This window comes from Pseudoalteromonas sp. N1230-9, from assembly GCF_032716425.1.
Taxonomy (GTDB): Bacteria; Pseudomonadota; Gammaproteobacteria; order Enterobacterales; family Alteromonadaceae; genus Pseudoalteromonas.
The window spans coordinates 3,548,639-3,574,432 of the sequence record NZ_CP090419.1; the positions used below are offsets into that span (position 1 = coordinate 3,548,639).

The following is a 25,794-nucleotide window of genomic DNA, read 5'->3' on the forward strand; positions in this document are numbered from 1 at the left end:
ATGGACAAAATCTTAGTCATAGACGATCAAGCTGATGTACGTCTGGCTGCTACTGTTGCATTACAACAATTGGGCTTACACTGCCTTGAGGCCGAAGGCCCTGAACATGCCCTTGAGTTATTAAAATCAGAGCACATTAGCCTGATTTTGCTCGATATGAACTACAAGCTCGACACGACCTCAGGTGAAGAAGGGTTACGCTTTTTAAAGCAACTAAATCAATTAGGTTCGACCATACCTGTCATTGTGATGACCGCATGGGCCAGCATTGATGTTGCCGTTAAAGCCATGCAATTAGGGGCTGTCGACTTTGTTGAAAAGCCATGGAATAACTTACGCTTAACCGCCGTTGTGCAACAACAACTAAAACTTAAGCAAAGTAATCACGACAACGCGTGCTTAAAGGCACTTACCAGTGACTCACAAGCACATTACATAGCCCAATCAGAAATCATGCAGCTGTTACTCGCCAAAGCTGAGCGCGCTGCAAAAACCGATGCCAGTATTTTAATTACTGGCGAAAATGGCACAGGCAAAAGCTTATTGGCACATTATATTCACCAGCATTCACTCCGATGTGATAAACGCTATGTAAGCGTGAATGTTGGCGCCATTGCCCCAACGCTATTCGAAAGCGAATTATTTGGTCATAAGAAAGGCGCTTTCACTGATGCCAAAGAAGACCGCTTAGGACGGTTTGAAATTGCCGAAGGCGGCACCTTATTTTTAGATGAAATTGCGACTTTAAGCCTTGAACTACAAAGTAAAATGCTTCGTGTGCTAGAAAGCAAAGAATTTGAAGTGCTCGGCTCAAGCCAAACCAAAACCGCCGATGTGCGTATTATTTCTGCCACCAATAGTGAATTAGCTACGGCCATTGAGCAGGGTGAATTCCGCCGTGACTTATTATTTAGACTCAATACCATTGAACTGCACATTCCACCGCTTCGCGACAGAAAAGACGATATCGCTCCCTTAGCAGAACACTTATTATTGGTGCATGGTAAAAAATATCAACGCGCGAATATGGCGCTCAGTGATGATGCCCTAAAGGCGCTAAAAAATTACAGCTGGCCAGGTAATATTCGTGAGCTAAGCCACTGCATTGAACGTGCGGTGATCATGAGCGATAACAACAATATTCAAGCCAATGACCTCATTTTAGATCAACCAAGTTGCGAGCAAATGAATAGTAATGCAGAACAAGCTTTGCCACTATTGCCCCTTGAAGAGCTTGAAAAACAGATGATTCAAAAAGCGCTGCTGCAATTTAATGGCAATGTTATCGCCGCAGGAGAGTTTTTAGGGTTAAGCAAATCGGCGATTTATCGTCGCATTGATAAACATCAGCTCGATTTAAAAGAAGTAGAACGCTAAATGAGTAGCAAGTTGTCGTTAGAGCAGCGTATTCGACGCTATTTTTATATGGTTATAGCAGTGCTATTAACGCTTGGCATTGCCCTTTCGCTCAGCTTAAAATTAGATTGGTTTGCCAGTATCAGCCTATTATTGCCGTTTATAGGGATAAGCGCTTTTGCTTTAATTAAAAGCTACCGAGTGATCACCGATGTGGTTGAACGATTTGGCCTGCAACTAGATGCACTGGCAAATGACGAAAGTAATAGTTGGCATTTAGCGCCTTACCAAAGTGGACGAGTCGCAGCGCTCAAGCAAGATTTTGCCAAGCTTAGCAATAAAATAGCCAAGAACAAACGCCATTATATGCAAACAGAAGAGTTTGTTTTTGAGTTTGCCAGCATGTTGGACTTACCCATCGTTATCCTAGACCCCCATGGCTTAATTTACTTTAGCAATAAGGCGTTTAAAAACAGTATTAACCATCGCCAGATTGAAGGTAAATCGGCCAGCGACTTAGGCATTGCCCTGCATGATGGCGAGTGGCAACAAAACAGTGACTCACTGTTTAAACAACGCTTTCAAATCTCATCGCAGACTTTTTGGCGGACTGGCAGAAACTTTGAATTACTAACCTTCTTTTCAATTGAGCAACAGCTTCGCGATAACGAACAACTTGTTTGGCAACGGTTAATTCGCGTGTTAAATCATGAAGTGCGTAACTCACTCACGCCGATTTATTCAATGAGTCAGTCATTGCAAACCCTTAAACGCCAAGGGCAAATAAGCAGTCACGATGATCTCGCCCAAGATATGCTGCAAGTAATAGAAAAACGCGCTCAGCACTTGCTTGATTTTGTAGCCAGTTACAGTGCGTTTGCCAAGCTACCCCCCGCACAAAAACAGGTAATCAGTTGCGAGCAATTAAACACTCACTTAAGCGCTATCTTTCCTGAACTAGTAATAAATAGCAGCGAAGAGTTACATTTTAATGCCGACTTAGGTCAGCTAGAACAAGCGTTGATCAACCTAATAAAAAATGCCTTTGAAGCAGGTAGCGATTCAGCCCCAACCCTCACTTGGTCAAGGCAAGGTGATAACTTAAATATTGAAATTAGCGACCAAGGCTGTGGCATTCAAAATCCTGATAACTTGTTTGTACCATTTTACTCAACCAAGGCAAATGGTACAGGTATAGGACTTGTGATCACCCGAGAACTTGTGCGCAACCAAGGCTTTGAATTATCAATAAACTCAAAACCCCAGCAAGGCACGCAGGCTCAAATTACTGTATTCTGATCAAGTAAGTCGCTTAATCATGCGTTTTAAGGCGGGTGCTTTCAGAGGCTTATAAAGCAATGGGTAGCCCGCATCGAGCACTAACTCACGTATACCTTCATCATGATTCGCGGTATTAACGATGGCCGGTAACGCAGTAAGGGCTGCTTGCTCAATCACTTCAAGGCCCGTTACCCCATCATCCAGCTGATAATCGATAATCAGTAATTGCGGTAGTGCTTGGCTTGCCTTTAACTGCTCAAGGTCTGCTAAATTAGTGGCTGTGGAGATCTCGCAGCCCCAATTTTCTAGCAACTGCTTTAATGCCTCTAACACATTTCGGTCATTATCAAGCAGCCAAATACGCAGTTGACCAAGCTCTGTTTCTTGCTGCGCTTCTGCGCTTTGCTCTTTACTCGCTTGACGGCTGACCTTACATGGCAGTGTTAAAGTGAACTGTGTTCCTTTTCCAAGCTCAGAGCCCATCACTAAAGGGATTTTTAAGAGGTCGCAAATACGCTTTGTGATTGCAAGTCCTAGCCCTAACCCTTCAGCACTTGGTTTAGCACCAAGCTGTTTAAACTCTTGAAAAATGGTTTGCTGATCACTTGCAGCAATGCCTATTCCTGTATCTTCAACAATGAATGACACATGATCATCATCGTCATGATGCATTTTTAAGCGTACTTCGCCTCGCTCAGTGTAACGAATGGCATTACTGAGTAAGTTTCGCAATACTCGGCGTAACAACGCTTTATCTGTGTGCAAACGCACATCACAAGTCTCAATTATAAACTTTAGGCCCTTATCAGTTGCGAGCGCTTCATAATCATTGCGCAGCGGCTCTACAAGTGAGCTGGCTGCAAACTCGCTCATTTGTACTTTAAACGAACCTGAATCGAGCTTCGTTAGTTCTAAAATACTCGATAACAGTTCTTCAGCGCTGCCTAATGAATTTTTAATATTCATCGCTAATTCTTTAAGCTCAGTGCTTTGTGCTTTTTCATTCATTAATGAACAAAACAAACTCGCGGCATTGAAGGGCTGAAGTAAATCATGACTCGCAGCAGCAAAAAAGCGTGTTTTACTGACTGTTGCTTGTTCCGCCACCTGTTTTGCCTTTGATAGCTCTTGATTTGCTTGAGTAAGTGCTAATGTACGTGCTGTTACTTTTTCCTCAAGGCTAACATTGGCTTCTGTCAGCGCTTTCTGTTGCTTAACAAATTCAGTAATATCTGTATAGGTTGTTACAAACCCTCCCCCTGGCAGTGGATTACCTTGCATCTCAAAGACACGGCCATCATTGTGCGAACGTTGGTATTTATATGCACTGCCTTGGCGTAAATACGCTAAACGTTTTTCGACTTCGCTGGTCACACTTTCGCCCCTGAACAGGCCACGCTCAGCATTAAAACGAATAATATCAGCCACTGGACGCCCTATATATAGAGCATCGTCAGGGTAAGCAAACATATTCTTATAACCTTGATTCCACGCTACAAGTCGCAGTTCACTGTCGACTACACTGATCCCTTGTTGGATGTTTTCTATGGTTGATTGTAGTAAATCACGATTAAATTTAAGAACTTGACTTGCTTCATCAACAAACTCAGCAACTTGTTCTAATGGCTGGCGCTGCTCATTTTTAGCTACATCTAAAATAAGCCGTGCCGATGCCCCGCCAATCACCGCTGACATCTCACGCTCAACCAGTAGCTCTAATTCAACATTAGCAGGGCGTTTCCACTTACCTTTATCATCAGGGAAATAATGGTTTACCAGAGATTGCGCGGCCTCTTTCTCGGCAAATCGCTGTAATAAAGCTCCTAAATCATGATAACTAAGTGGATGTAGGTGGTTGCTGATCCGTGAGTCACTTAATTGAGAAACAAATTTATTACTCTGCAAGCGTTCAGCCAAAGTTGCACGACTAAATAACGGCACCAAAAAGTACACTAAACAGTTCGCACCTAACGATAACAGCAAGGCTTGGCTGATGCTTTCCATGCCTAATGAGAATAAATTGGTGGGTGCAAGCCAGCTAATCCCCCAAGGCCCATTCACGAGCCACAAGCTATCGTTACCTAATCCGCCTGCTAGGTTTGGCAGTAATAGTGTGTAACCCCAGATGATAAAGCCACTTAGTATACCAAGCTGCGCACCTCTACAAGAGGCTTGTCGCCACCATAGACCAATAATCATAGCTGGTGAAAATTGTGCAACCAAGGTAAACGACATTAAACCAACATTAGCAAGCGTTGTGCTCTCGCCCAGTACCCGGTGAGTGAAATAGCTAAGTAATAAAATGAGTACGATAACGATTTTACGCGCGTGTAGAAGGTTATTTTTATCGAGTCCACGGCTACTCGATGTAAGCTGCGAGCGGCGTAAAATAAACTGATTTATAAAGTCATTGGTTATCATCACAGAAAGTACAATTGATGACACAATTACCATACTGGTTGCAGCTGAAAAGCCGCCTAAAAATGCCAGTAATGCTACAAAAGCATTGTCAGCTGCCATAGGAAGTGCCAGTACAAAGGTATCGTAGCCAACTTCTTGATCTTGAAAATAAATTAATCCGGCGTATGCAATCGGTAGAATAAACAGATTGATAAGTAATAAGTAAATCGGAAATAGCCAACGTGCCGAAGCCAATTCTTTATCGTTATTTTTTTCGATAAAGCTCATGTGAAACTGCCTTGGCAAACATAGGGTTGCCAAAATACCGAGTAATGTATGGGCAACATACACATAGGTTGGGCTTTGTGTTACAGCTACTTGCTGATCGATATTCAGCGCCTGTGCTTTTTCAAACAGTGCCATGGGGCTGTCAAATAATGCAAAGCACACATATAAACCTACTGCAACAAATGCCAATAACTTAACCACAGATTCAAAAGCAATACTCGCAATAAGGCCGGGGTTATGCTCACTGGGTTTTAGCCGCCTTGCACCAAACAAAATAGCAAATAACGCTAAAACAAGCGTGATGTAAAAAGTGCTATCGGCCCACACTTCATGGCTTTGTGTGACGGCTCTGTCGGTAAGTAAATTCATACTTTGTGCGGTCGCACTAAGCTGTAAAGAGATATAAGGCACAATCGCAATCACAGAAATAAGTGATATTAGCCCTGATAAGCTTGAAGATTGTCCGTAGCGGGTGGCAATAAAATCTGCCATCGACGTTATTTTTTGCTGCCGACAAATATGTGCAATGCGACAATATACCTGCCAGCCAAAAATAAACAGTAAAATAGTGCCAGCATAAGTCGGTGCTAACCACCAGCCATTATATGCTGCTTGTGCCGTGGTGCCAAAAAACGCCCAAGAAGTACAATATACCCCAAGCGATAAACCATAGGTTAAGCCTTTAAAAGGCAGTACTTTTCTTTTATCAGCCCAGCCTGCAACAGCAAATAGAATTGCTAGGTAAACAATCGCAAGTAGGCTTATTGACCAAATTGAGAACATCGCATTTGATTATTTTAATTATTATAGCTTCAGCATAGTTTTTATTAGTCATAATTTACAGCCCAACTTTAGTGCTAATGCATTGTATTTGAGGAGGTTAAAAAACAAACATAAAGAAATGAGAATTATTTCCAATTAGATGTTGACAGATAGCTAAATCTAATTGATAATCACTATCAACAAGTCAGCAACGCTTTATGACTTGTTCGGAATAAACTGATTTGTTTCTCGACCCTGAAACACGTGTGGCCCACGATAAAGCTAAGATCGCCTGTTGCTGATCGCAACGCCCCTTGATGTTGGCAACAGGTGATCACCTACTTGCTACATTGCTCATATCGGTGACGGTAGATATGAAACTAAAAAAGCCCTTGCAGGGCTTTTTTTATGTCTGAAACAAAGTAATCAATGTGTCGAAAAATAAAATATAGAAATGATAATTATTTTTATTTGCATATTGACAGCTTATTAAATCTAACTGATAATCAATATCAACAAGACGGAAGAGCATTACGACTTGTACGGGATAACCTGATTGTTTCAAGACCCTGAAACACGTGTCGCCACGTTAAAGCTTAGCTCACATATTGCTAGCCGCAACGCCCCTTGATGTTGGCAATATGTGGGCACCCCTACTTATTTTACTTGCTACATTGCTCATATCGGTGACGGTAGATATGAAACTAAAAAAGCCCTTTCAGGGCTTTTTTTATGTCTAAAAATTAACGTTTTAATTTTAACGACGGTTTTTACGCGCACGGGCACGGCGCTGCTTTTTCTCTTCTTCTTTAGCAGCTTTTTTTGCCTCTAACGCGGCGCGAAGCTGTGCAACCATTTGCTCTTCTTCTTCACGCATGGCTGGTGTTTCCATAGTAATGCGACCAATAATGCCATCTCGTAATTCATTAATAAGAATTTCAGACATTTTATAAGTATCGATCTGATTTCCACCACGAATACAGCCACGCTTTTTGCCTGCCATTTCAACAAACTCCCAGTCAGATTCTGGTAGCTCATCAATTTTATAGCGACTTTTTAAAAGCTCAGGATATGCATGCAGTAAATATTCGGCGGTGTAACTTGCCACCTCTTCATAATCAATGGCCGTATCACGAATTGCACCCGTTGCCCCTAAACGGTAACCTGAGTTTTCGTTTTCTACTTTTGGCCATAACATGCCTGGCGTGTCGTAAAGCATAATGCCATCACCAAGTTTAATTCGTTGCTGAGCTTTAGTTACCGCAGGTTCATTACCCGTTTTTGCTACAATTCGGCCTGCTAGGGTATTAATTAGTGTTGATTTACCAACATTGGGAATACCCATGATCATGGCTTTAATTTGTTTATCAGCGCCCACTTTATGCGGCACTAATTTTTTACAAAGCTCATTAATACGATGTACTTCACCTGCTTTATCATTCCCAAAATCAATCGCTTTAACGCCACTTTTCTGCTCAAAGTAGTCTTTCCACGCTTGCGTTAATTTAGGATCTGCAAGGTCAGCTTTATTCATGATTTTAATGACCGGCTTATCGCCACGCAGCGCTGTTACCATAGGGTTTTCACTGCTGTAAGGAATACGGGCATCAAGCACCTCAATGATCACATCCATTTGTGGCATAATTTCTTTGATTTCATTACGGGCTTTATTCATGTGCCCTGGGAACCACTGGATGGCCATATTTTACTCCTAAAAAATAAATTGCATGCTATTTTAACTGGCTCAGCTTGGAATTGCGCTATAATGACGCAAATTTTTTCAAGTAAGCAGTTATGGCTCTTAAATCAACTATTATCAAAGCGCAAATATCGCTAAGCGATATGGACCGCCACCTTTATCAAGATTTCAATCTAACCCTTGCACAGCACCCATCAGAGACCGAGCAAAGGCTGATGATCCGCCTACTCGCTTTTGCACTAAATGCGCGTGAAGGTTTAGAGTTCACTAAAGGCTTATGCGCTGATGATGAACCCGAACTTTGGCATGTAAACTACAGCGAAGAAATTGAGCTTTGGATTGAGCTCGGCTTACCAGATGAAAAGCGCTTGAAAAAAGCCTGTAATAAAGCCAAACAGGTTGTTTTGTATACTTACGGCGAGAATAACCAAACTATTTGGTGGCAAAAACATCAACCTAAGTTGTATGATTTTAAAAACTTGCGTATTTTTAGTCTCGATTATGCAGCGACTCAAGCATTAGCTGCACTGGCAGATCGCAATATTAAGCTCACAATCACTATTCAAGATGGCGAGGTGTGGGTAAGCTCAGATACAGCAAATATTGAAATTAAACCTCAGCAATTAATGTAAGGTATGCGATGGCAATTAGACAAGTTGTAGTGTTACATGGACTTTATATGTCAGGTTTTGTCATGCGCCCCTTGTGTACACGCCTTGAAAAGTCTGGGTTAAAAATACTTAATTTGACCTACAACACGCTATCCCCTAATAGAGCGGCTATTTTTGATAAAATTGATCACTTCATTGGCGACAAACCAACAGCCATGGTGTGTCACTCTTTGGGGGGGCTCGTTGCACGCGCTTACCTTGAAGCGAATTCTTCGCAAAGCAAGTATGTAGAAAAAGTTATTACGCTCGGCACTCCACACAAAGGCAGCCATATTGCTAAACAGATACAGCAAAAAGGATTCGATATGCTACTTAAAAATAGTGTCGAGTTTTTATTGTCTGAAAACGGCGACTGGCCATTTAAAGCGAAACTTTACAGTATCGCTGGGGATTTACCTATAGGACTCATGCCATTAATTTCTAAAGGCAGTGTCTCCGATGGCACAGTGCTAATAGATGAAACCAAGCTCAATGGCATGGCAGAGCACAAGGTGTTTCATTTAAGTCACACCAGTATGATCTACTCACGCCAAGTAATGGATTACATTATAAAGCTTATCAACAAAGACTAGTTGCGCCTTATTTTTCAGCACTTGCTGCCACTTTGTATGAAATCAGTACGATAATACCCAGAATAAGCGGGATAGGCGCAGCGATATAGCCAAAGGTATCAAAATTTGCAAAGCTAGCACCTGCTAAATGCCCTACTAAGCCAATAACAAAGGCAAGTAATGCAATCACTACAACCACTATTTCAGCTTTGTTTTCTTTCGCTGTTTTACCGTCCATTTTTCTTCTCCTAAATAAATGCGGTAAACTCATTATGCGCTTCTGAAATGTTGTTTTTTTGACCTAAATCAATTTCTAAATCAGCCTAGTTGCTTGCCAATCTAAACCTTGTTTTAGATCATGTTATCTGCCTTATTTTAAAATAATCACGCTTTTAGGTAGATTTTTTGCTCTCTCGCCCCAAACCTATGTAATAGGTCGTCCAATCTTATATTGATAGTGTGAAAATTAACTAAAACAGCCATTGATAGACTTAACCTATCACTATGTTCGAATTAAACCATTTTACAGATTACTGGAAATGGCTAATACTTAATCTCACGCACTAGCAAGTAAAGTAAAATATTAACAGCTATTTTTAAGGAGCAATCTATGTCACAGGTAAATGCAATTGGTTTAAACAGCGCAAAAAGTGAAGATATCGTAAAATCACTAAACTCTTTATTAAGCTGCTACCAAATTCAATACATGAACGCACGTGGCTTTCATTGGAATATCAAAGGTCGTAACTTTTTTGAATTACACCTTAAATTTGAAGAGATTTATAACTTATTACTTGAAAAAGTTGATGAAATTGCGGAGCGTATTCTGACTTTAGGCGGCACACCAGTACACGCATTTTCAGAGTACATTGAAGCAAGTAAAATAAGCGAAGCAAAAAATATTACTGAAGGCACTGCTGCAGTAGAAAACTTATTAGCAGGCTACAGTACACTCATCCAAATGCAACGCGATATTTTATCTCAAGCAGGTGATGCTGACGATGAAGGCTCTGCGGCGCTGATGAGTGACTACATTAAAGAGCAAGAGAAACTAGTTTGGATGCTAAAATCTTACTTAGGTTAAATATAAAAGCCCTCTAGGAGGGCTTGCGTAGGAAATATAGTTAAATAACGAATAACTCATTTTCTACATTAGGCTCTGAGTATCCATACAACAACGCCACTGTTATTAGTGGCGTTTTTATTGGGCTTAACGGGTTGCATTCATAAAGTGTATTTTAGCCTGCTCGCTATATCCTTTTTTAAATCAAACTAGATGGCCTAATAACTTTTAAAATATGCAATTAACCGTCATTCATATTACTTGGTGACATTACGTAAGTATGAGTATTTATAGAGTCGATATGATAAAGCTTTGAGCAAATAAAAAGCCCTCAAAAGAGGGCTTTACGTAGGGAAAATCGTTAAACAACAAGCGATTCATGATCTACATTAAAGCCTCTTATTCGATACAACAACGCCACTGTTATCAGTGGCGTTTTTATTGGTATAAGTGGCATTAAATCACTTATTTAAAACTTACTTCTAAAACCTACATAGACAGTTCGACCGATAGGATCATACGTACCTGCATCAGTTTCAGCTCCTGTATCTGAGCCAGTTACACCTGAAATGATACGTGGTGGTTCTTTATCAAATAAGTTATTTGCACCTGCATATAACTCTATTGAGTCAGTTAAATGGTAGCTTGCCTGAACATCATGGTAAGTAACGGAACCAACTCCCACAGAGCCTGCTGGAATGTTATCAAACGAATTTAAGAATTGATCATCAAAAGCAGCATCACCAATAAATGTTAAGCTCCAATTAAAGTCAAAATCATTATACTTGTAGCCAAAGTTCCAGTTAGCCTTATGCTCAGAAGAGCCTACTTCACCAGCAAATTCATCTTTATCGGCACCCGGTAGTGGAATTGTGTAACCATCAATTAGGTAAGTATACGCTAAACGCGTTCTGAATTGACCAGGACCGATGTCGCGAGAGTAAGTTAAGGTTAAATCAACCCCTTCAGTACCTAAGCCACCACTATTTGATACTCCACTGTCAATAAACTCAAGTGAGCCAGCACTGTTATTACCTGCTGCTGTACTGCGACGAGTAATAAAGTTACAGAAGCTGTCGTCACCGCCACCATAACACTGCGAAAGTATAAATTGGCGTGGTGTAGAAACAATCGCATCCGTGACTTCAATATCAAAATAATCGATTGTGATATCTAAGCCAGAGATTAAGCTTTCAGGTGTAAACACTACACCCACGGTTACGGAATCACCCACTTCCTCTTTTAAATCAGGATTACCACGATTGAAACCACTGATACCCTGTAAATCTGACTGGTTTAGCGTAAACTCACCATTTGTCGCGATGTTATTTGCAATACCAACATCGGCACGACACGCATCACCCAGAGCGCCATCACCCGTACTAGAGACACCTACACAAGGGTCATTTAAGCCACTAGGGAAAGTTTGAGAAGGCGGTGAAAATAGTTCATCAATATTAGGGGCACGAGTAGAACGAGCACGTGTTGCACGAAGACGTAAATCCTCAGTAACTTCCCAATCAACACCCACATTCCAACTTTCTGTGTTTCCTACTGTTGAATAATCAGACAAACGAATTGCTGCATTCATGGTAACAGATTCAAGTACTGGAATATTAGCCTCTACATAATACTCTGTTACATCAAACTCACCTTCTGTAGCAGGAATTGCATTACCTGCATTTAAGCCAGCTTGTTGTAGTGCATCAAACTCACTACGTGAGAACTCTTCACGGTATTCAAAACCTGCTGCAATACCGACCATACCGGCAGGTAATTCAAATAAATCACCAGTAATATTACCGCCGATAATCTCTTGCTCTACAGAAGTCGACAACATACTTGGCGCTCGAACAAAGTCTATTGCACTTTGCGACATAGAGTTAAAACCAAAAATATTGACTGGAGCACAATTAAAGCTTCTCGCAGTGGCATCTAAACAAATTGCTTCGTTGGTAATTCCATCATTGTCTAAATCTTGGCTATCAATAACAGCCTCTAAACCTCGGCGAAAGCTTTGTACATTAACTAAACCACTAGAAAGCTGCGCTTCTTTTGTTTTACCGTATACATAGTAGGTGTCATAAAACCAACTATCGTTAATTTCACCTTGGAAACCAACTGCTAGTCTGAAAGTATCACGCTCAGCTCGTGCGCCGCGATTACCAATATCGGAGAGTCGTTTTGCAAAGAAAATATCTCTTAAACCATCACCATCAGTGTCTGTTGCTGCGTTATAGATTTCATCCGGTACAAATGCATTGCGCAGTAGCTCATCATTAACCAAAAATTCAATAGGAACACGCCCGTTAGCATAAATATCATCTGAAGCAAAAGGGAAAGGCTCTAGCTCAGATTGAGTTGATGTTGATGCATATGTACCTTCAAAAAAGAAAGTATGTTTATCGGTAATATCGTAACTGCCGTTAGATGCAAACAAGTAACGCTCTGTAGGAATTGCGAGTGCCCTTACACCATTTCGGTTAAAGCCATTTGCTTCAACACCGTCACCACCATTGGTGCTGAATGAGTCTTGTAAGACGTTGTTACTGTTATACGTAAAGCGCGTGTCACCCGCATCAAATCGTCCCTGTGGAGGAAACGATGAGAAAAATGGACGTACAGCTTCAAAAATATCACTCGCTTGACCTGTTTCGCTATTTTCAAAAGCAATTTGAGCAATTTGGTCAATAGAAGAGCGTGAACGGTCTCGAGCAAAAACACCACCTTGGTCAGAATAACCTAGGTGAAACATCACTTTCCCTTTATCATCCAAGCCACTAAAGCCAGAAGTCACTGAGAATTGTCTAGATTGATCATCCCCTTCTTTAGACTCACCATACTGGCCTTCAAACTCAATTCCTTCAAAATCATCTTTGAGGACAAAGTTAACTACACCCGCTACAGCATCAGAACCATACACCGACGATGCGCCACCGGTCATAATTTCAACACGCTCAATAAACTGACTTGGTATGGTATTTAAATCAACGGCTGAGCTACCAGGAACACCGGCGACATAACGTCGGCCATTCACAAGTACAAGCGTTCTGTTCGAGCCTAAGTTACGTAAATCTACCGTCGCAACACCTGCACTTGAAGTATTGAAGTTTGAGTTTGTACGACTAATTGCCGGTGTACCAAACGCTGGGTTTTCAAGTAATAAGTCTTGAATGTTTAATGAACCTGAAGCATCAATAGCCGAGCTATCAACAACTTGAATAGGGGCTGAAGACATAGCTTCTGCAGAGCGAATTCGCGACCCTGTCACTTGAATACGCTCAACCTTTTCTAATTCTTCATCCTGTGCCACCGCATTTACCGACACGCCTCCCATCATTGCCATCGCAATTGCAGAATAGACAAATAATGGACGTGGATTTTTTTCGTTTTTTATCATGGTAATTCCCCTGAAAATTATTTGTAACCACTTAGTTACAGCTCGCCACATTATTGGGCTTTATGCATTTCAGATAGCTGCATTTTGTAAGCGGATTAAAATTAGGGATAAGCGGAATATTTTGAGGGATAACTAAATTGTAAAATAATTTGAATAGAAAATAGGAACAGACACGGTCTTATTGTTTTTAACAGGTACGCTACATTCGGAGCTACAATGCAAAGCATTTTATTTAACAGCATAATAAATATAACTGAGCCGCAATTTGCACAAGTGCTTGAAAGCGCAATAACACGGCATCATAGCTTTAACGCCGTCACTGTTATTAATAGCATTAGTAACTTTAATTTTGAAAATACTCACGTTGCGTTTTATCAACTTAACTCGTCACCTATTTCACTTGAGTTGCTACAACTAACGGAGCTAGCCAAGCATTTAAAGCTCGTTATTGTTGCTGACTCGGCGCAATTAGCTAACTTAGCTTATGAAATAGGCGCTATTGACTTTATACTTACGACTGCAAATTCTATGCGTATAAACCAATGTTTTGAAAAGCTTATTCACTTGTGTCCGCTTGTCAACGCACATCATCAAAGGTACTTAGAAGAACAAGAAAACTCCCATTTAATCGTTCGGGATGTAGGCAAAGTGAGGCTCGTAGATATTGAAGAAATCGTATGGATAAATGGGGCTGGTAACTATGTAGAGTTGCATTGCCAAGATAGTCCTCGCCCAATTTTACATCGCGAAACGATGAAAAACTTAACAGAGAAGCTGGCAAGTAAAGGGTTTATTCGTATTCATCGCTCTACTTTAGTTCGTAAAAAAGCAATCAGTGAGTTGATACCGACCGACTGTGGTGATTATAAAGTCATTTTAAAAAGCAATGCGATTTTAAATTTATCGCGCCGTTTTAAAATGAATCTAGAAGGTATTTTAGGGATCTGAGCTATAACCAATTAGGTACTTTGCAGCTCATTTAATAAAAGCCCAAATGGGCAGGCTTATAGTTTATGTTGCTGACTCTAACCAAGCTCGCATTTCTTCACATTGCGGATTAATTTCAAGGAAGCTATTTATATCTTTATGGAAGGTCACCCTGAGTCCACTGTCTTTCCAAACAGACTCTATCAAACTTTGAGCCACACTATTAGGCGCCACATAATCAACTTGTTTATAGCCACGTGATTTAACCGTTTCAAAATAAGCTTTTGCTATATGAACGCTTTCTGCTGTGGCTAATTCAAACTGCTTAACGTTTATAATTAAATGATGAAGGTTTTTTATTGAGTTACCTGTTATTTCGTCTGCTATTTTATTCGTGAAGTCAACAAACGCCTCTTTATTAACACAGCCTCTAAACTCAATAAATACGCAAGGAGGGCTTATTTTATAAAACCACTCCCCATGGGGCTTAAACATAACCAAACATCACTCTTACTACGTTTTAGGTAATATTAGCTTTAAAATGGTTATTTTCAACCTAATAGAGCCATAAAAAAGGCCATCTCAAGCGCTTTTTCTTCCAGGCTTTTAAAGCGTCCAGAAGCGCCTCCGTGTCCGGCATCCATATCCGTTTTAAACACAACAATATTGTCGTCTGTTTTTATCTCACGCAGTTTCGCAACCCATTTCATCGGCTCCCAGTATTGTACTTGCGAGTCATGAAAACCCGTTGTTACTAATATATTTGGGTAGGCTTGAGCCGTAATATTATCGTATGGGGAATAAGCGTTAATGACCTCATAAAAGTCGGGATCATTTGGATTACCCCATTCATCATACTCATTTGTTGTAAGAGGAATACTCTCATCAAGCATGGTTGTCAGCACATCTAAAAAAGGTACGTGACAGCCCACGCCTAAATAAAGCTCTGGTGCTTGATTTACCACAGCCCCCATTAATAAACCGCCAGCACTTCCCCCTGAGGCAAACACCTTCTGTGGATGTGCATAGCCTTGCTCAGTGAGTGAGCGAGTAACATCAATAAAATCATTAAAGCTATTTTGTTTATGCTGTTTTTTACCTTGTTCATACCAATGACGACCTAGCATTTCACCGCCACGAATATGGGCAATGGCATAAACAAAGCCACGATCAAGCAGGCTCAATGAACTACTAGAAAAACTCGGATCAATGGTAATACCATAAGCTCCATATCCATATTGCAACAAAGGGTTAGAGCCATCTTGCTTAAACTTATCAATACGATACACCAATGACACTGGTACTTGCTCACCATCTCTTACGGTGATCATTAATCGTTCTGAACGATAGTGCTCTGGGTCAAACTCACCAAGTACTTGCTGTTGTTTTAATAACGTTTTGTTACCCGTTTTTAAATCAACATCATACAATGAACCTGGTGTTGTTAGACTTGAGTAATAAATACGTGCAAAGCGAGTGTTAGGCTCAGGGTTCATCGCTATTGCGGCATAATAACAAGGGTCATCAAACTCTAATGTGAGTCGCTCTTCCTGCTTATCAACAACCACAAAGCGGGTTTGACCAAGCTCTCGCTCAGTTAAAACAAGATAGTCATTGAATATTTCGACCCCTTCCAATAGCACATTATGACGGTGCGCAGTATGCTCCTGCCACTGTTCTTTTGTAGCAATTGTGTCGGTTGTGGCAGTCATTAAACGGAAGTTTTTGGCTTGCCAATTTGTGACTATATAAAAAGTATCGCCAAGCTTATCAACGTCAAACTCATGGCCTTCTTCACGCGGCATTAACGCGCTGAATTCTCCCTCGGGATTGTTAGCGTCAAGTACCCAAGTATCGTTCGTTTCAGTCGTAGCTAAATCAATAATAATTAAGCTTTCATCTCGACTCTTACCAAGCCCCAGAAAAAAGCTTTTATCCTGTTCTTCATACACTAAAACATCATCTGCTTGTGGGGTACCTAACACATGGCGATACACCTGAAAACCCAATAAAGTTTGTAGGTCTTTTTTGACATAAAAGACTGTTTTACTGTCATTAGCCCAAACAATTTGCCCTTCCGTGTTTTCAAGTACATCGCTAAACACTTCGCCACTGGCAATATTTTTAAAACGCGCGGTGTAAATACGGCGGCCTTCGGTATCTTCAGAATAAGCAAGTAATTGCTCATCAGGACTAATTGCGACTTCACCTAGTTCATAAAATTCGTAATCACTGGCTAATTGGTTTACATCTAACAATAACTGCTTGTCGTGGGCTTCGATTGAACTACTTCGATAATGGCGCGCATATTCATCATCACCACGAACTTCTGAGTGATACCAGAACAGGCCATCCTTTACAGGAAAGGTATTATCATCCTTAACTATCCGCTCTTTTAGTTCGTTAAATAATACTTCTCGTAGCGGTTTAATACTGGCAAGCTGTTTTTCACAATATTCATTTTCTGCATGTAAATGTGCCAACACGTCTACATTCTCGCGCTCATCATCACGCATCCAGTAGTAGTTATCAGTACGAGTTAATTGATGAGCTGTTAGTTGATGAGGTTGTTTTTTAGCTACAGGAGTAGGCGTTAATAAAGACAAAGAATAAGAGTTTTGCGACACAGGAAAAACCACGATTAAAAACGAATGACCCGAGTCTAACACAGAAATAAAAAAGCCCACTCAAATTGAGTGGGCCAAACAATGCTAAATAGCATTTAGGGGGAAACTATCAATGTGATACTTGCTGCCATGCCATGGGCCAACTTTTACCCACACCAGGTTCATAGAGTGGGTTGTGTGATTCTTTCACACGACAAAACTCTGTATACGGCCAAGGTTTACACATATAAATATGGCCAGTCTTTGGTTGTAGTACTTTTACACCTGAGCTGTAAGCATTGCATGCTTGCGGATAAACATAATCATACTCTTGATTTTTATCCTTTATTTTCTTTTCGCACTTCGCAATACAGTTAAACGCCACTTTTACATGGGTTATACCCGTGCTTTCTAAGGCATAAATCTGATTGAGCCGATATGCAACGATGAGACCCTGCTCTGTTATTTTTCCTGCTCGAATCATGGGCATATGCACATTTATATGCTCAGCAATTGAACGAGGCCAATTATGAGGCTCACCCTCATCAGAGCTAGTGATAGGGTACTGAAATGACAAATCAGCTAACTCACCTTGTGCATCATAAAAAGTCACGACCACCTTATCCCCAACAAAAAGCTGAGTATGATGATTTAAGCAACCTATCGGCAACCACTTTCCAGAAGCCAGTGACATATGCATAAACAAAGTAACACCCTAAGAACAGCTAGTAGGTACTATCCAATAACAGCCGTACAAAATAAATACAATTTTAGTTTGAGGCAATAGATCCAAAGCACGAAGAATGTGCGCTTTTCAGCGGCCCCGCTATCATAGTTTTGTAATCAAAACCTTAGACCGGAAACTTTGCGTCCTAACCTTTCGGTTAGTTTGCCAAAAACTGAAACGAGTATAATCCTCAGTTGAAAACAAATCAAACAAAAGAATGTAACCGAAAGATATGCATAACAAGCAATTACTAGTCACAAATAAGCTATAAAAAAGCCAACCCGAAGGTTGGCTTAGTTATTAATCTCTTACCGCACGTCGATTTGGTATGAGCTCTTTCACTGAACGGAAAAAGCGTAAGAACACATGGCCTACATCACTCATCACGATATACAGACAAGGAACAAGTACCAATGTAATTAGAGTTGCAAACATCACTGCAAAACCAAGGGCCACTGCCATAGGAATAACAAACCTTGCCTGCAAGCTTGTTTCAAACATAATAGGAAGTACGCCAGCAAAGGTTGTAATTGACGTTAAGGTTATTGCTCTAAAGCGTGCACAACCTGCTTCAATAACAGCTTGGCGAGTTGACATTCCCTCTCGTCGAGCTTGGTTCACAAAGTCAGTCATAACTAAAGAGTCATTGATCACCACCCCAGCAGCAGCAATTAAGCCAAAGCCTGACATTAAGCTAATATCTAAATCAAACCAATAATGCCCCCAAATAGCACCGGTCAAGCTAAACGGAATCACCGACATAACGATCAATGGTTGTGAATAACTTTTTAGTGGCACCGCAAGTAAGATATACACTAAGAACATCCCCGCAGCGAAAAACATTAATTGCTCATTCGCCTGTGCTTGCTGCTCTTCAATGGCACCGCCTAATTCAGTTTTCACTGATGGAAATTCTTCTTTGAGCTGTGGCAGTAGTACATCGTCGACCTGCTTGACCACTTCACCTGGTTCTATGGTTTCTTCGTCAATGCTGCCGTAGATATACACAGTGCGATAGCCACCTTCACGGCGAATATAACTAATCCCTGGCTTTTCAGTTAGTTCAACTACATCACCAAGCAGTACTTCTTTGCCAGCAGGTGTCGTCACTACCGCATGTTTTAAAGAAGCAAATGCTTCGCGCGTTAATTTAGGATAACGCACCATTACACGAACTTCTTCACCACGGCGAATTACACGCTGTGCTTCTCCGCCGTAGAAACTTGCACCAACTTGATTGGCAATTGTAGCAAGGTCTAAACCTAAATCATAAGCAACAGGTTTTAAGCTAAGTTGGACTTCTTTACTAGCAGGGTCAATTGTCGAGCTAATATCAAATAAGCCTTTTTGCTGTTGCAGCAACTGAATAAAGCGACGACCCGCATCATTTAAAGTATCAACATCGGGCCCATAAAGCAGGTATCCAAACTCGCCATCATTGCCGCCGCCATTTACATCGTCGTAGATTTGCAATGATTTAACACCGGCAATGTTTGGCATCTGCTCACGCCAACGTCGCGATAGCTCAAAAGCATTATATGGACGCAAGTCCTCATCTACCAATGGTGCTAAAATTTGTGCTTCAGTACGCCCTTGATTAAAGACCAAAATATCACGTAATAATGTGTGACCAAACTCGCGTTCTGTCTCTTGATCAACCTTTTTAACCATGGCTTCAATTTCACGAATTGCTTCAATGGTCTGTATATCAGACGCATTTTCATTCATTTCCAGATTAATTTGCGGAAAGTCATGCGGTACTTTTGGTGTTGGTACAACACGTACTTGATTTGACGAAATTAAAGCGAATGTCAAAATCAAAAGGCCAATAAATGAGAATAACACTAACCAACGCCATTCAACACAACGCTCAATAAAGCGTTTATACGGACCATTCACAAAATTAAAGAAGCGCTTGTTAAAACGAGCTCGCCAACTCTCAGGATTGATAGGTGGAAAGTGAGTATGTGCAATGTGCGCAGGTAAAATAAGCTTTGATTCTATTAAACTAAATACCAGACATAAAATAACAACGACCGCGATACCGTAGAAAAATGCACTCTCTGGGCCACTTGATAAAGTAAATGGCGCAAATACAGCAATCGTCGTTAATACCCCAAACGTTGCCGGAGTTGCTACACGTTTGGCACCGTTCACAACGTTAACGACGCCGCCTCCTTTTTTCTCTATCTCAGTGTAGGCACTTTCCCCTATGACAATTGCATCGTCAACGACAATCCCCAGCACCATAATGAACGCAAATAGGGATACAATGTTAATAGTGATACCAAAAACAGGCATCATCATCATTGCACCTAAGAAACAAATTGGTAAACCAATCATTACCCAAAGTGCTAGTTTAAATCGCAAGAAGATAGACAACATGATAGCCACTAAGATAGCGCCTTGAAAAAGGTTACTTTTCATCATGTCTAAACGCGCATTCAAGTAATACGTCATGTCCATTAGTGGCTCTAGACGTAAACCCACTGGCAGCTCTTTGTTCTTTTTATCTATGTATGCTTTCACCGAGTCCGCAACGGGGATCATATTTTGCTCTTTCGTTGCTTTAACCGATAAATACACTGCATTTTCGCCATTGAATTTAAAGTAACGCTCACCCTCTGTGAACTGATCTTTAATAACAGCAATGTCTTGTAACAAGACTTTTGCACCGTTAGCTCCCACCTTTACAGGGATTTGACGGAACTCATCACCACTGTAATATTGGTTTTCAACACGTACAGAAATAATCCCTGCATCAGTGCGTAATTGACCTGCTGAAATATTCGCTGAGTAGCGGCGTACGGCATTAGCAACATCGCTTAATGTTAAGTTATATTGGCGCAGAGAATCTGGATCAATTTCAATTGCAATTTCATCAAGCGGCACATCATTTTGCACCAAAGACACATTTGATAACTGCAATAACTCATCTTCAATTTGATTAGCTATTGGCTTTAATTCTGTGAGTGGCACATCACCGACTAATGTCATCCCAATAACATCTTGACGAAACTCAACCTGATTAATAGTCACCGGCTCCATCCCCGCAGGAAAGGTCGCAATTCCGTCAACGCGAAGTTTTACTTTATCAAGAACGTCGGTTAATTCTGCATCGGTATTAATTTCTAAGCTAGCACGCCCATTGTTACGAAATGCACGGTAAACACCACGTTTAATTTCGGTCACATCTTTGAGCGACTCTTCAATTTTAATCAGAATACTTTCTTCAATTTCTTGTGGTGAGGCCCCAGGGTAATTAGCTTGCACCTCAATATAATTGATCTCAATATTCGGAAACATCTGACGCTGAATGGTAAAGTAGCTTAGTATCCCCATAGCAAGGATAAAAAACATCATTAAGTTTGCAGCGACCGAGTTATTAGCAAAATAGGCGATTAAACCAGACTGCTTCTGTGTTGTTGTATCACTCATACAGCCACCTTACAGCTTTTCGACAGCAGCAGTTTCACCTGCATCGCTTGTCATTTCTTGCATACCGGCTACTTTTACTTCCATACCCGCTTGCGGGTACTCAGGCAGTGTCAGTACAAGCTGATCATCAATATTTAAGCCATCGCTAATATAAAAATATTCACCTTCTTCGCGAACTACAGTCACTTTACGCGGCTCTAATTTTTGTTCATCGTTAACCACCCAAACGGTTTGATTGTTTACCAATGATTGCGGTAGGCGATAGATATTTTGCAATGTGGCGCCGGCAAAATTAACCTGCACATAAGCGCCAAATTTAATGGGTTGTACATCATGTTTTAAACCATATGGGTCATCGACACGAACAACCAAGTTACTCATACGTGTTGCGTTATCAACGACACCCAAGTCACGGTCCACCACCGCTTCACGGGTAAAGCTATTTAAGCCTTTATTGATAATCGTGGCCTTAATGCCTTTAATACGTTTAGGTAAGAACACGCTGTCGAATCCTGCGATAGGCACAATAATTTCAGCACTTTCAATATTGTTTAGCTCGGCAACCTGATTGCCCACATTAATATATTGACCCACACCAATTTCACGACTTATCACTAACGCATCATAAGGTGCTTTTACTTCGCATCGAGCTAAGTCTCGCTCTGCACGTTTCAGTGCAGCTTGAGCCGATTTAACCGCAGCTTGCGCACTTAAAACTTGTGGTTTTCGTAGGAATAAGTCAGTACGCTCACGTTCTGGATAACGCTTGGCTTCATCAAGCGCTACCTTTGCTTGCGCTTGCTCTTCAATTAATGCAGCTTGAGCACTCGCCAATGAAGCTTCAGCTTGTAATACGGCCGCCTCGTAATTGTCTTTTTCAATCGTGAATAACACTTCTCCGCGAGCAACAATGCCACCCGCAACAAAATTTGGATGCCAGCTTGTGACTTCACCCGCAACTTGAGATGCAAGCAAAGTACTTTCGAGCGGTCTAACCTCACCATAACTGTTAATAATAACTTGATGGTCATCACTTGAGATAGTTTCCACTCTAACAAGAGGTCTGGAGTCAACCACCTCTTTATCTTGTGGCTCTTGGGCAATAGCATTAATACCTACAAAGCCAGCAATACCAAGGACTAAAGCAGCAAATGGTAACATCCATTTCAATACATTCGTGCGCATAACTTACACCTTTTAAATTTTTACTGCCTTTATCATACCAAAGCTGACAGAAACATTAATGTGACATTTGTAAGTAACTGTTACAAAAAGAGCCAAATATACCATCAGCAGCTAAAAATAATTTGTTACTAAATAAAACTCTCAACTTTTCATGGCATTAGAGATAGTGCTTTACACTTGTTAACAAACAAACTTCTATCAATTAGCAATTTCATTAAACTCGTGCCTGAAAAAAACAAATGGAACGACTAAAAATGAAAATAACCAATATTGCTTTGGCGTTAAGCATTGCTTTTGCCATAAATGGGCATGCACTTGCAGCCAAGAAAGAAGAAAAAAAGCCTGAAACACTGGCTGAAATGATTAAAGATAAAACCGAATACTCAGGTATTTTTACTCTTTATCAAGATAAAAAAACCGGTGAAAACCTAATGGTCATAGACCGATCACAACTTGATACACCCTTTGTCTATTTTGCACATACCGTAGATGGTGTGACCGATGCTGGTCACTTCAGAGGTGCGTACCGTGAAACAAAACTCATTGAGTTTAGAAAATATTTTGACCGTATTGATATTATAAGCAAAACCCCTCGTTATAAATTTGATCAACACTCCGCTCTTGCTCGCTCTGCTGATGCAAATATCAGTGAAGCAGTGCTAGCTAGCATCAAAATTGAGAAAGAAGAAAACGATAAAATAGCATTTAATGTTGATAAACTGCTTATAAGTGAAGCATTACACAAGATATCTCCTTGGCCAAATCCAGACGATAAAAATGCTAAAAAGCGTTTCAAATTAGGAAAATTAGACGATAAAAAATCGCGCATTGTTCAGCATCGTCCTTACCCAAACAATTTAGATATCACTGTCGATTATGTGTTTACCAATGCCAATCCTAGCGTACGTGGCTCTGAAGCAATAAGTGACCCTCGTAATGTATCGATTAAAGTACAGCATTCCTTTGTCGCTTTACCAAAAAATAATTATCAGCCGCGCCACGATGATGCACGTATCGGTTACTTCACAAACCAATTTGATAATATGACTTCTGCTGACTGGGCACCTTACGAGGACGTTATCAAACGTTGGGACTTACAAAAGAAAGACCCTACAGCTGCACTTTCTGAGCCAGTCAAACCAATTACTTGGTGGATTGAAAACACTACCCCTATTGAGTGGCGTGATACGATTCGTGACGCAGTGCTTGCATGGAACCCTTCATTTGAAAAAGCGGGCATTAAAAACGCTATTCAAGTAAAAGTTCAACCTGACGATGCAGATTGGGATGCTGGCGATATAAACTACAACGTATTACGCTGGACAGCCTCTCCACGCCCACCTTTTGGTGGCTATGGACCTGCCCTTGCTAACCCATTAACCGGTGAGATCTTAGGCTCTGACATCATGCTAGAGTATGTTTTTATGAAAAATCGCTGGATGTATGAGACCTTATATACGCAAGGCGCAGCCTCATTAACCTCTGATGAAAATAATCCTAACTTACACTGTTCATTAGGTCACACTATTCAAGAAAACATGCTACTTGCAAGAGGGTTAGGTGCTGGAGCCAGTATTGAAGATAAAGAAATTTTACGCCAAGGTTTAACCCAGCTTATTCTCCATGAAGTAGGTCACACACTGGGGTTAAACCACAACATGAAGTCATCGATTTTATGGGATGAAAAAGAAGTTCACGACAAGAGTAAAACGCAAGGGATCGTGACAGGCTCGGTGATGGATTATGCACCGGCCAACATTGCGCCTATTGGCATGCAACAAGGCGATATATTCCAAACTAAGCCTGGCCCTTATGATGATTGGGTGATTGAATATGGCTATAGCCAAGCACTAGCCGATGAAGATGCCGAGCAACAACGCCTTGAAAAAATTCTCGCTCGCTCATCAGAGCATGCACTCGCATTTGGTAATGATGCTGACGATATGCGTGCACCGGGTCGCCATATCGACCCTCGTGTAATGATTGGCGATATGTCATCGAATCCTGCCGCTTATGCTGACGATCGCATGGCTCTTATCAATAAGTTATTTACTGAACTTAAAGACAAAGCCACCGTTGAAGGTGAGTCATACCAACAACTTGTTACCTCAGCGAACATTCTATTTGCTAGCTACAGAACACAAGCTGGCGTGGTATCACGTCAAATAGGTGGTGTTTATGTAGAACGCAATGTCGTAGGTGATGATAGAAATGGCGCACCATTGACTCCTGTGTCACTTGAACGCCAACAACAAGCAATGCAGATTTTAGCCGACAAAGTGTTCTCTCCACATGTACTTGCTAACATGCAACCGCTTTATAACTACCTACTACAACAGCGCCGCGGTTTTAATCATTATGGTAAAAATGAAGATCCTAAACCACATGGTATGATTTTAGGCATGCAAAAGCTGGTACTTGCTCAGCTATTACACCCGGCTGTGATGCTGCGTATTTCAGACAGTGCTATGTATGGTAATGAGTATTCACTTAACCAATTTATGAATGACTTAACAGCAAGCATTTTTGTCGACGGCAAAAAAGCAAATACATTAAGCCATAACTTACAAGTTGAGTATGTGAATCAACTGATTGCCATTGCCGGTTTAACTAAAGCCAGCAAGCACGATAATCTCGCTAAAGCTGCGGCTCTTTATCAACTTAACCAAATTGCTGATATCAGCACTCCTTGGGGAGCAGATACTGCTGCTAAAGCGCATAAACAATATATTAATCGCTTAATTAGCAAAGCATTAGACGCTTAACCAACAGTAAAAAGGCTGCCAATTGGCAGCCTTTTTACTCATTGTTTCGCCTATGCCATTGCAGGGCGTGACTTGTAATATTGGATACAACCAAGTTGTGCCGCGTTTGTTAGTAAGATCATCACAAACGTTAAAATATGCGATACACTCGGTGCAGCCATCGACAGCTCAGCGCCAAGGCCACAACTACCAGCAACAAATTGCAGACTAAAGTAACGAGCACTTAAATTACTAATATCACCACTTTTAATGGTTTTATAAGTTTGCGGCATAACACGAATCGAGCTCATCACCAAGCCAACATAAGTTAACCAGTTAAGCACAGTGGCCATATCAAGCGTCGGACTGAGCAGCAAAGTAAATGGTACAACACACAATACTAACAATCCTGCTAACTGCATTCGCTGCTGGCGAGCTGCGTTATATCGAACAAAGTAATAGAGAATTAAACCGCTGAGCATGCCCGTTACAATAAACGGCAGTATCATGTAAAAACGTTGAAAATATAAATTGTAAGTAATGAAGTAGATGCTCTGCGCGACACCAAAACTCATCATCAACAGTGATACGCCCGACACACTATGATTTTTACGAATCTTATTTAATAGCGGATAAAAGCTAAACGCTAGAATAAAACATGAAATAATCGGCAAAAAGTGCGCCAAAACAACCCCC

Annotated in this window: 17 protein-coding genes and 1 riboswitch; of the genes, 7 read left to right on the forward strand and 10 right to left on the reverse strand. The window is 41.0% G+C overall.

Annotated elements, in window-relative coordinates; all coding sequences use genetic code 11:
• Positions 1 to 1,377: a sigma-54-dependent transcriptional regulator gene (locus tag LY624_RS16690; RefSeq protein ID WP_341803522.1), complete on the forward strand. Its 1,377-nt coding sequence runs from the start codon at positions 1 to 3 to the stop codon at positions 1,375 to 1,377.
• The gene (locus LY624_RS16695) at positions 1,378 to 2,655 is read left to right on the forward strand and encodes a sensor histidine kinase (RefSeq protein WP_341803523.1); all 1,278 of its coding nucleotides are present in this window, start codon (positions 1,378 to 1,380) and stop codon (positions 2,653 to 2,655) included.
• Here LY624_RS16695 and LY624_RS16700 read toward each other — a convergent pair whose 3' ends face one another.
• Positions 2,656 to 6,108 (reverse strand): PAS domain-containing hybrid sensor histidine kinase/response regulator, encoded by a 3,453-nt coding sequence (locus LY624_RS16700; protein ID WP_341803524.1) that lies wholly within the window; start codon positions 6,106 to 6,108, stop codon positions 2,656 to 2,658. It abuts the gene before it with no gap.
• A 736-nt stretch (positions 6,109 to 6,844) separates the two neighbouring features.
• On the reverse strand, positions 6,845 to 7,789 hold the full coding sequence (ylqF, locus tag LY624_RS16705; protein WP_341803525.1) for a ribosome biogenesis GTPase YlqF: 945 nt from the start codon (positions 7,787 to 7,789) through the stop codon (positions 6,845 to 6,847).
• 92 nt (positions 7,790 to 7,881) lie between these two features.
• Between ylqF and LY624_RS16710 the strand changes: the two genes are divergently transcribed.
• Positions 7,882 to 8,418, forward strand: a complete 537-nt coding sequence (locus tag LY624_RS16710; RefSeq protein WP_130150940.1) for a YaeQ family protein — start codon at positions 7,882 to 7,884, stop codon at positions 8,416 to 8,418.
• A gap of 8 nt (positions 8,419 to 8,426) precedes the next feature.
• The gene (locus tag LY624_RS16715) at positions 8,427 to 9,029 is read left to right on the forward strand and encodes a DUF7379 domain-containing protein (RefSeq protein WP_237120242.1); all 603 of its coding nucleotides are present in this window, start codon (positions 8,427 to 8,429) and stop codon (positions 9,027 to 9,029) included.
• A 7-nt stretch (positions 9,030 to 9,036) separates the two neighbouring features.
• Here LY624_RS16715 and LY624_RS16720 read toward each other — a convergent pair whose 3' ends face one another.
• Positions 9,037 to 9,246, reverse strand: coding sequence for a hypothetical protein (locus LY624_RS16720; protein WP_130150938.1), 210 nt, complete (start codon positions 9,244 to 9,246; stop codon positions 9,037 to 9,039).
• Between the two features lie 372 nt (positions 9,247 to 9,618).
• Here LY624_RS16720 and LY624_RS16725 point away from each other — a divergent pair, with 372 nt between their 5' ends.
• On the forward strand, positions 9,619 to 10,092 hold the full coding sequence (locus LY624_RS16725; protein WP_062567494.1) for a Dps family protein: 474 nt from the start codon (positions 9,619 to 9,621) through the stop codon (positions 10,090 to 10,092).
• Between the two features lie 448 nt (positions 10,093 to 10,540).
• Here the strand turns inward: LY624_RS16725 and LY624_RS16730 are convergent, their stop codons facing one another.
• Positions 10,541 to 13,471 (reverse strand): TonB-dependent receptor domain-containing protein, encoded by a 2,931-nt coding sequence (locus tag LY624_RS16730; RefSeq protein WP_341803526.1) that lies wholly within the window; start codon positions 13,469 to 13,471, stop codon positions 10,541 to 10,543.
• Between the two features lie 216 nt (positions 13,472 to 13,687).
• On the opposite strand from LY624_RS16730, the gene LY624_RS16735 reads away from it, so the two are divergent.
• Complete coding sequence (locus tag LY624_RS16735) at positions 13,688 to 14,419, forward strand: LytR/AlgR family response regulator transcription factor (RefSeq protein ID WP_341803527.1); 732 nt, start codon at positions 13,688 to 13,690, stop codon at positions 14,417 to 14,419.
• Between the two features lie 63 nt (positions 14,420 to 14,482).
• Here the strand turns inward: LY624_RS16735 and LY624_RS16740 are convergent, their stop codons facing one another.
• From LY624_RS16740 to LY624_RS16760, 5 genes are all read right to left on the reverse strand, one after another.
• A complete protein-coding gene (locus LY624_RS16740; protein ID WP_062567492.1) occupies positions 14,483 to 14,893 on the reverse strand; it encodes a hypothetical protein in 411 nt (136 codons plus the stop codon).
• Between the two features lie 56 nt (positions 14,894 to 14,949).
• Positions 14,950 to 17,025 (reverse strand): S9 family peptidase, encoded by a 2,076-nt coding sequence (locus LY624_RS16745; RefSeq protein ID WP_341803528.1) that lies wholly within the window; start codon positions 17,023 to 17,025, stop codon positions 14,950 to 14,952.
• A gap of 109 nt (positions 17,026 to 17,134) precedes the next feature.
• Complete coding sequence (locus tag LY624_RS16750; RefSeq protein ID WP_237115283.1) at positions 17,135 to 17,704, reverse strand: chitin-binding protein; 570 nt, start codon at positions 17,702 to 17,704, stop codon at positions 17,135 to 17,137.
• Between the two features lie 113 nt (positions 17,705 to 17,817).
• A riboswitch (cyclic di-GMP riboswitch) is annotated at positions 17,818 to 17,908 on the reverse strand.
• A 123-nt stretch (positions 17,909 to 18,031) separates the two neighbouring features.
• Positions 18,032 to 21,169 carry an efflux RND transporter permease subunit gene (locus LY624_RS16755; protein ID WP_341803529.1) on the reverse strand — a complete coding sequence of 1,046 codons (3,138 nt, stop codon included), beginning with the start codon at positions 21,167 to 21,169 and terminating at the stop codon, positions 18,032 to 18,034.
• Positions 21,170 to 21,178: 9 nt separating this feature from the next.
• Entirely contained in the window at positions 21,179 to 22,354 is a 1,176-nt protein-coding gene (locus tag LY624_RS16760; RefSeq protein ID WP_341803530.1) for an efflux RND transporter periplasmic adaptor subunit, read from the reverse strand.
• A gap of 254 nt (positions 22,355 to 22,608) precedes the next feature.
• On the opposite strand from LY624_RS16760, the gene LY624_RS16765 reads away from it, so the two are divergent.
• Positions 22,609 to 25,119, forward strand: a complete 2,511-nt coding sequence (locus tag LY624_RS16765) for a zinc-dependent metalloprotease (protein ID WP_341803531.1) — start codon at positions 22,609 to 22,611, stop codon at positions 25,117 to 25,119.
• A 50-nt stretch (positions 25,120 to 25,169) separates the two neighbouring features.
• Here LY624_RS16765 and LY624_RS16770 read toward each other — a convergent pair whose 3' ends face one another.
• Complete coding sequence (locus LY624_RS16770; protein ID WP_341803532.1) at positions 25,170 to 25,784, reverse strand: hypothetical protein; 615 nt, start codon at positions 25,782 to 25,784, stop codon at positions 25,170 to 25,172.
• Positions 25,785 to 25,794: the final 10 nt, after the last annotated feature.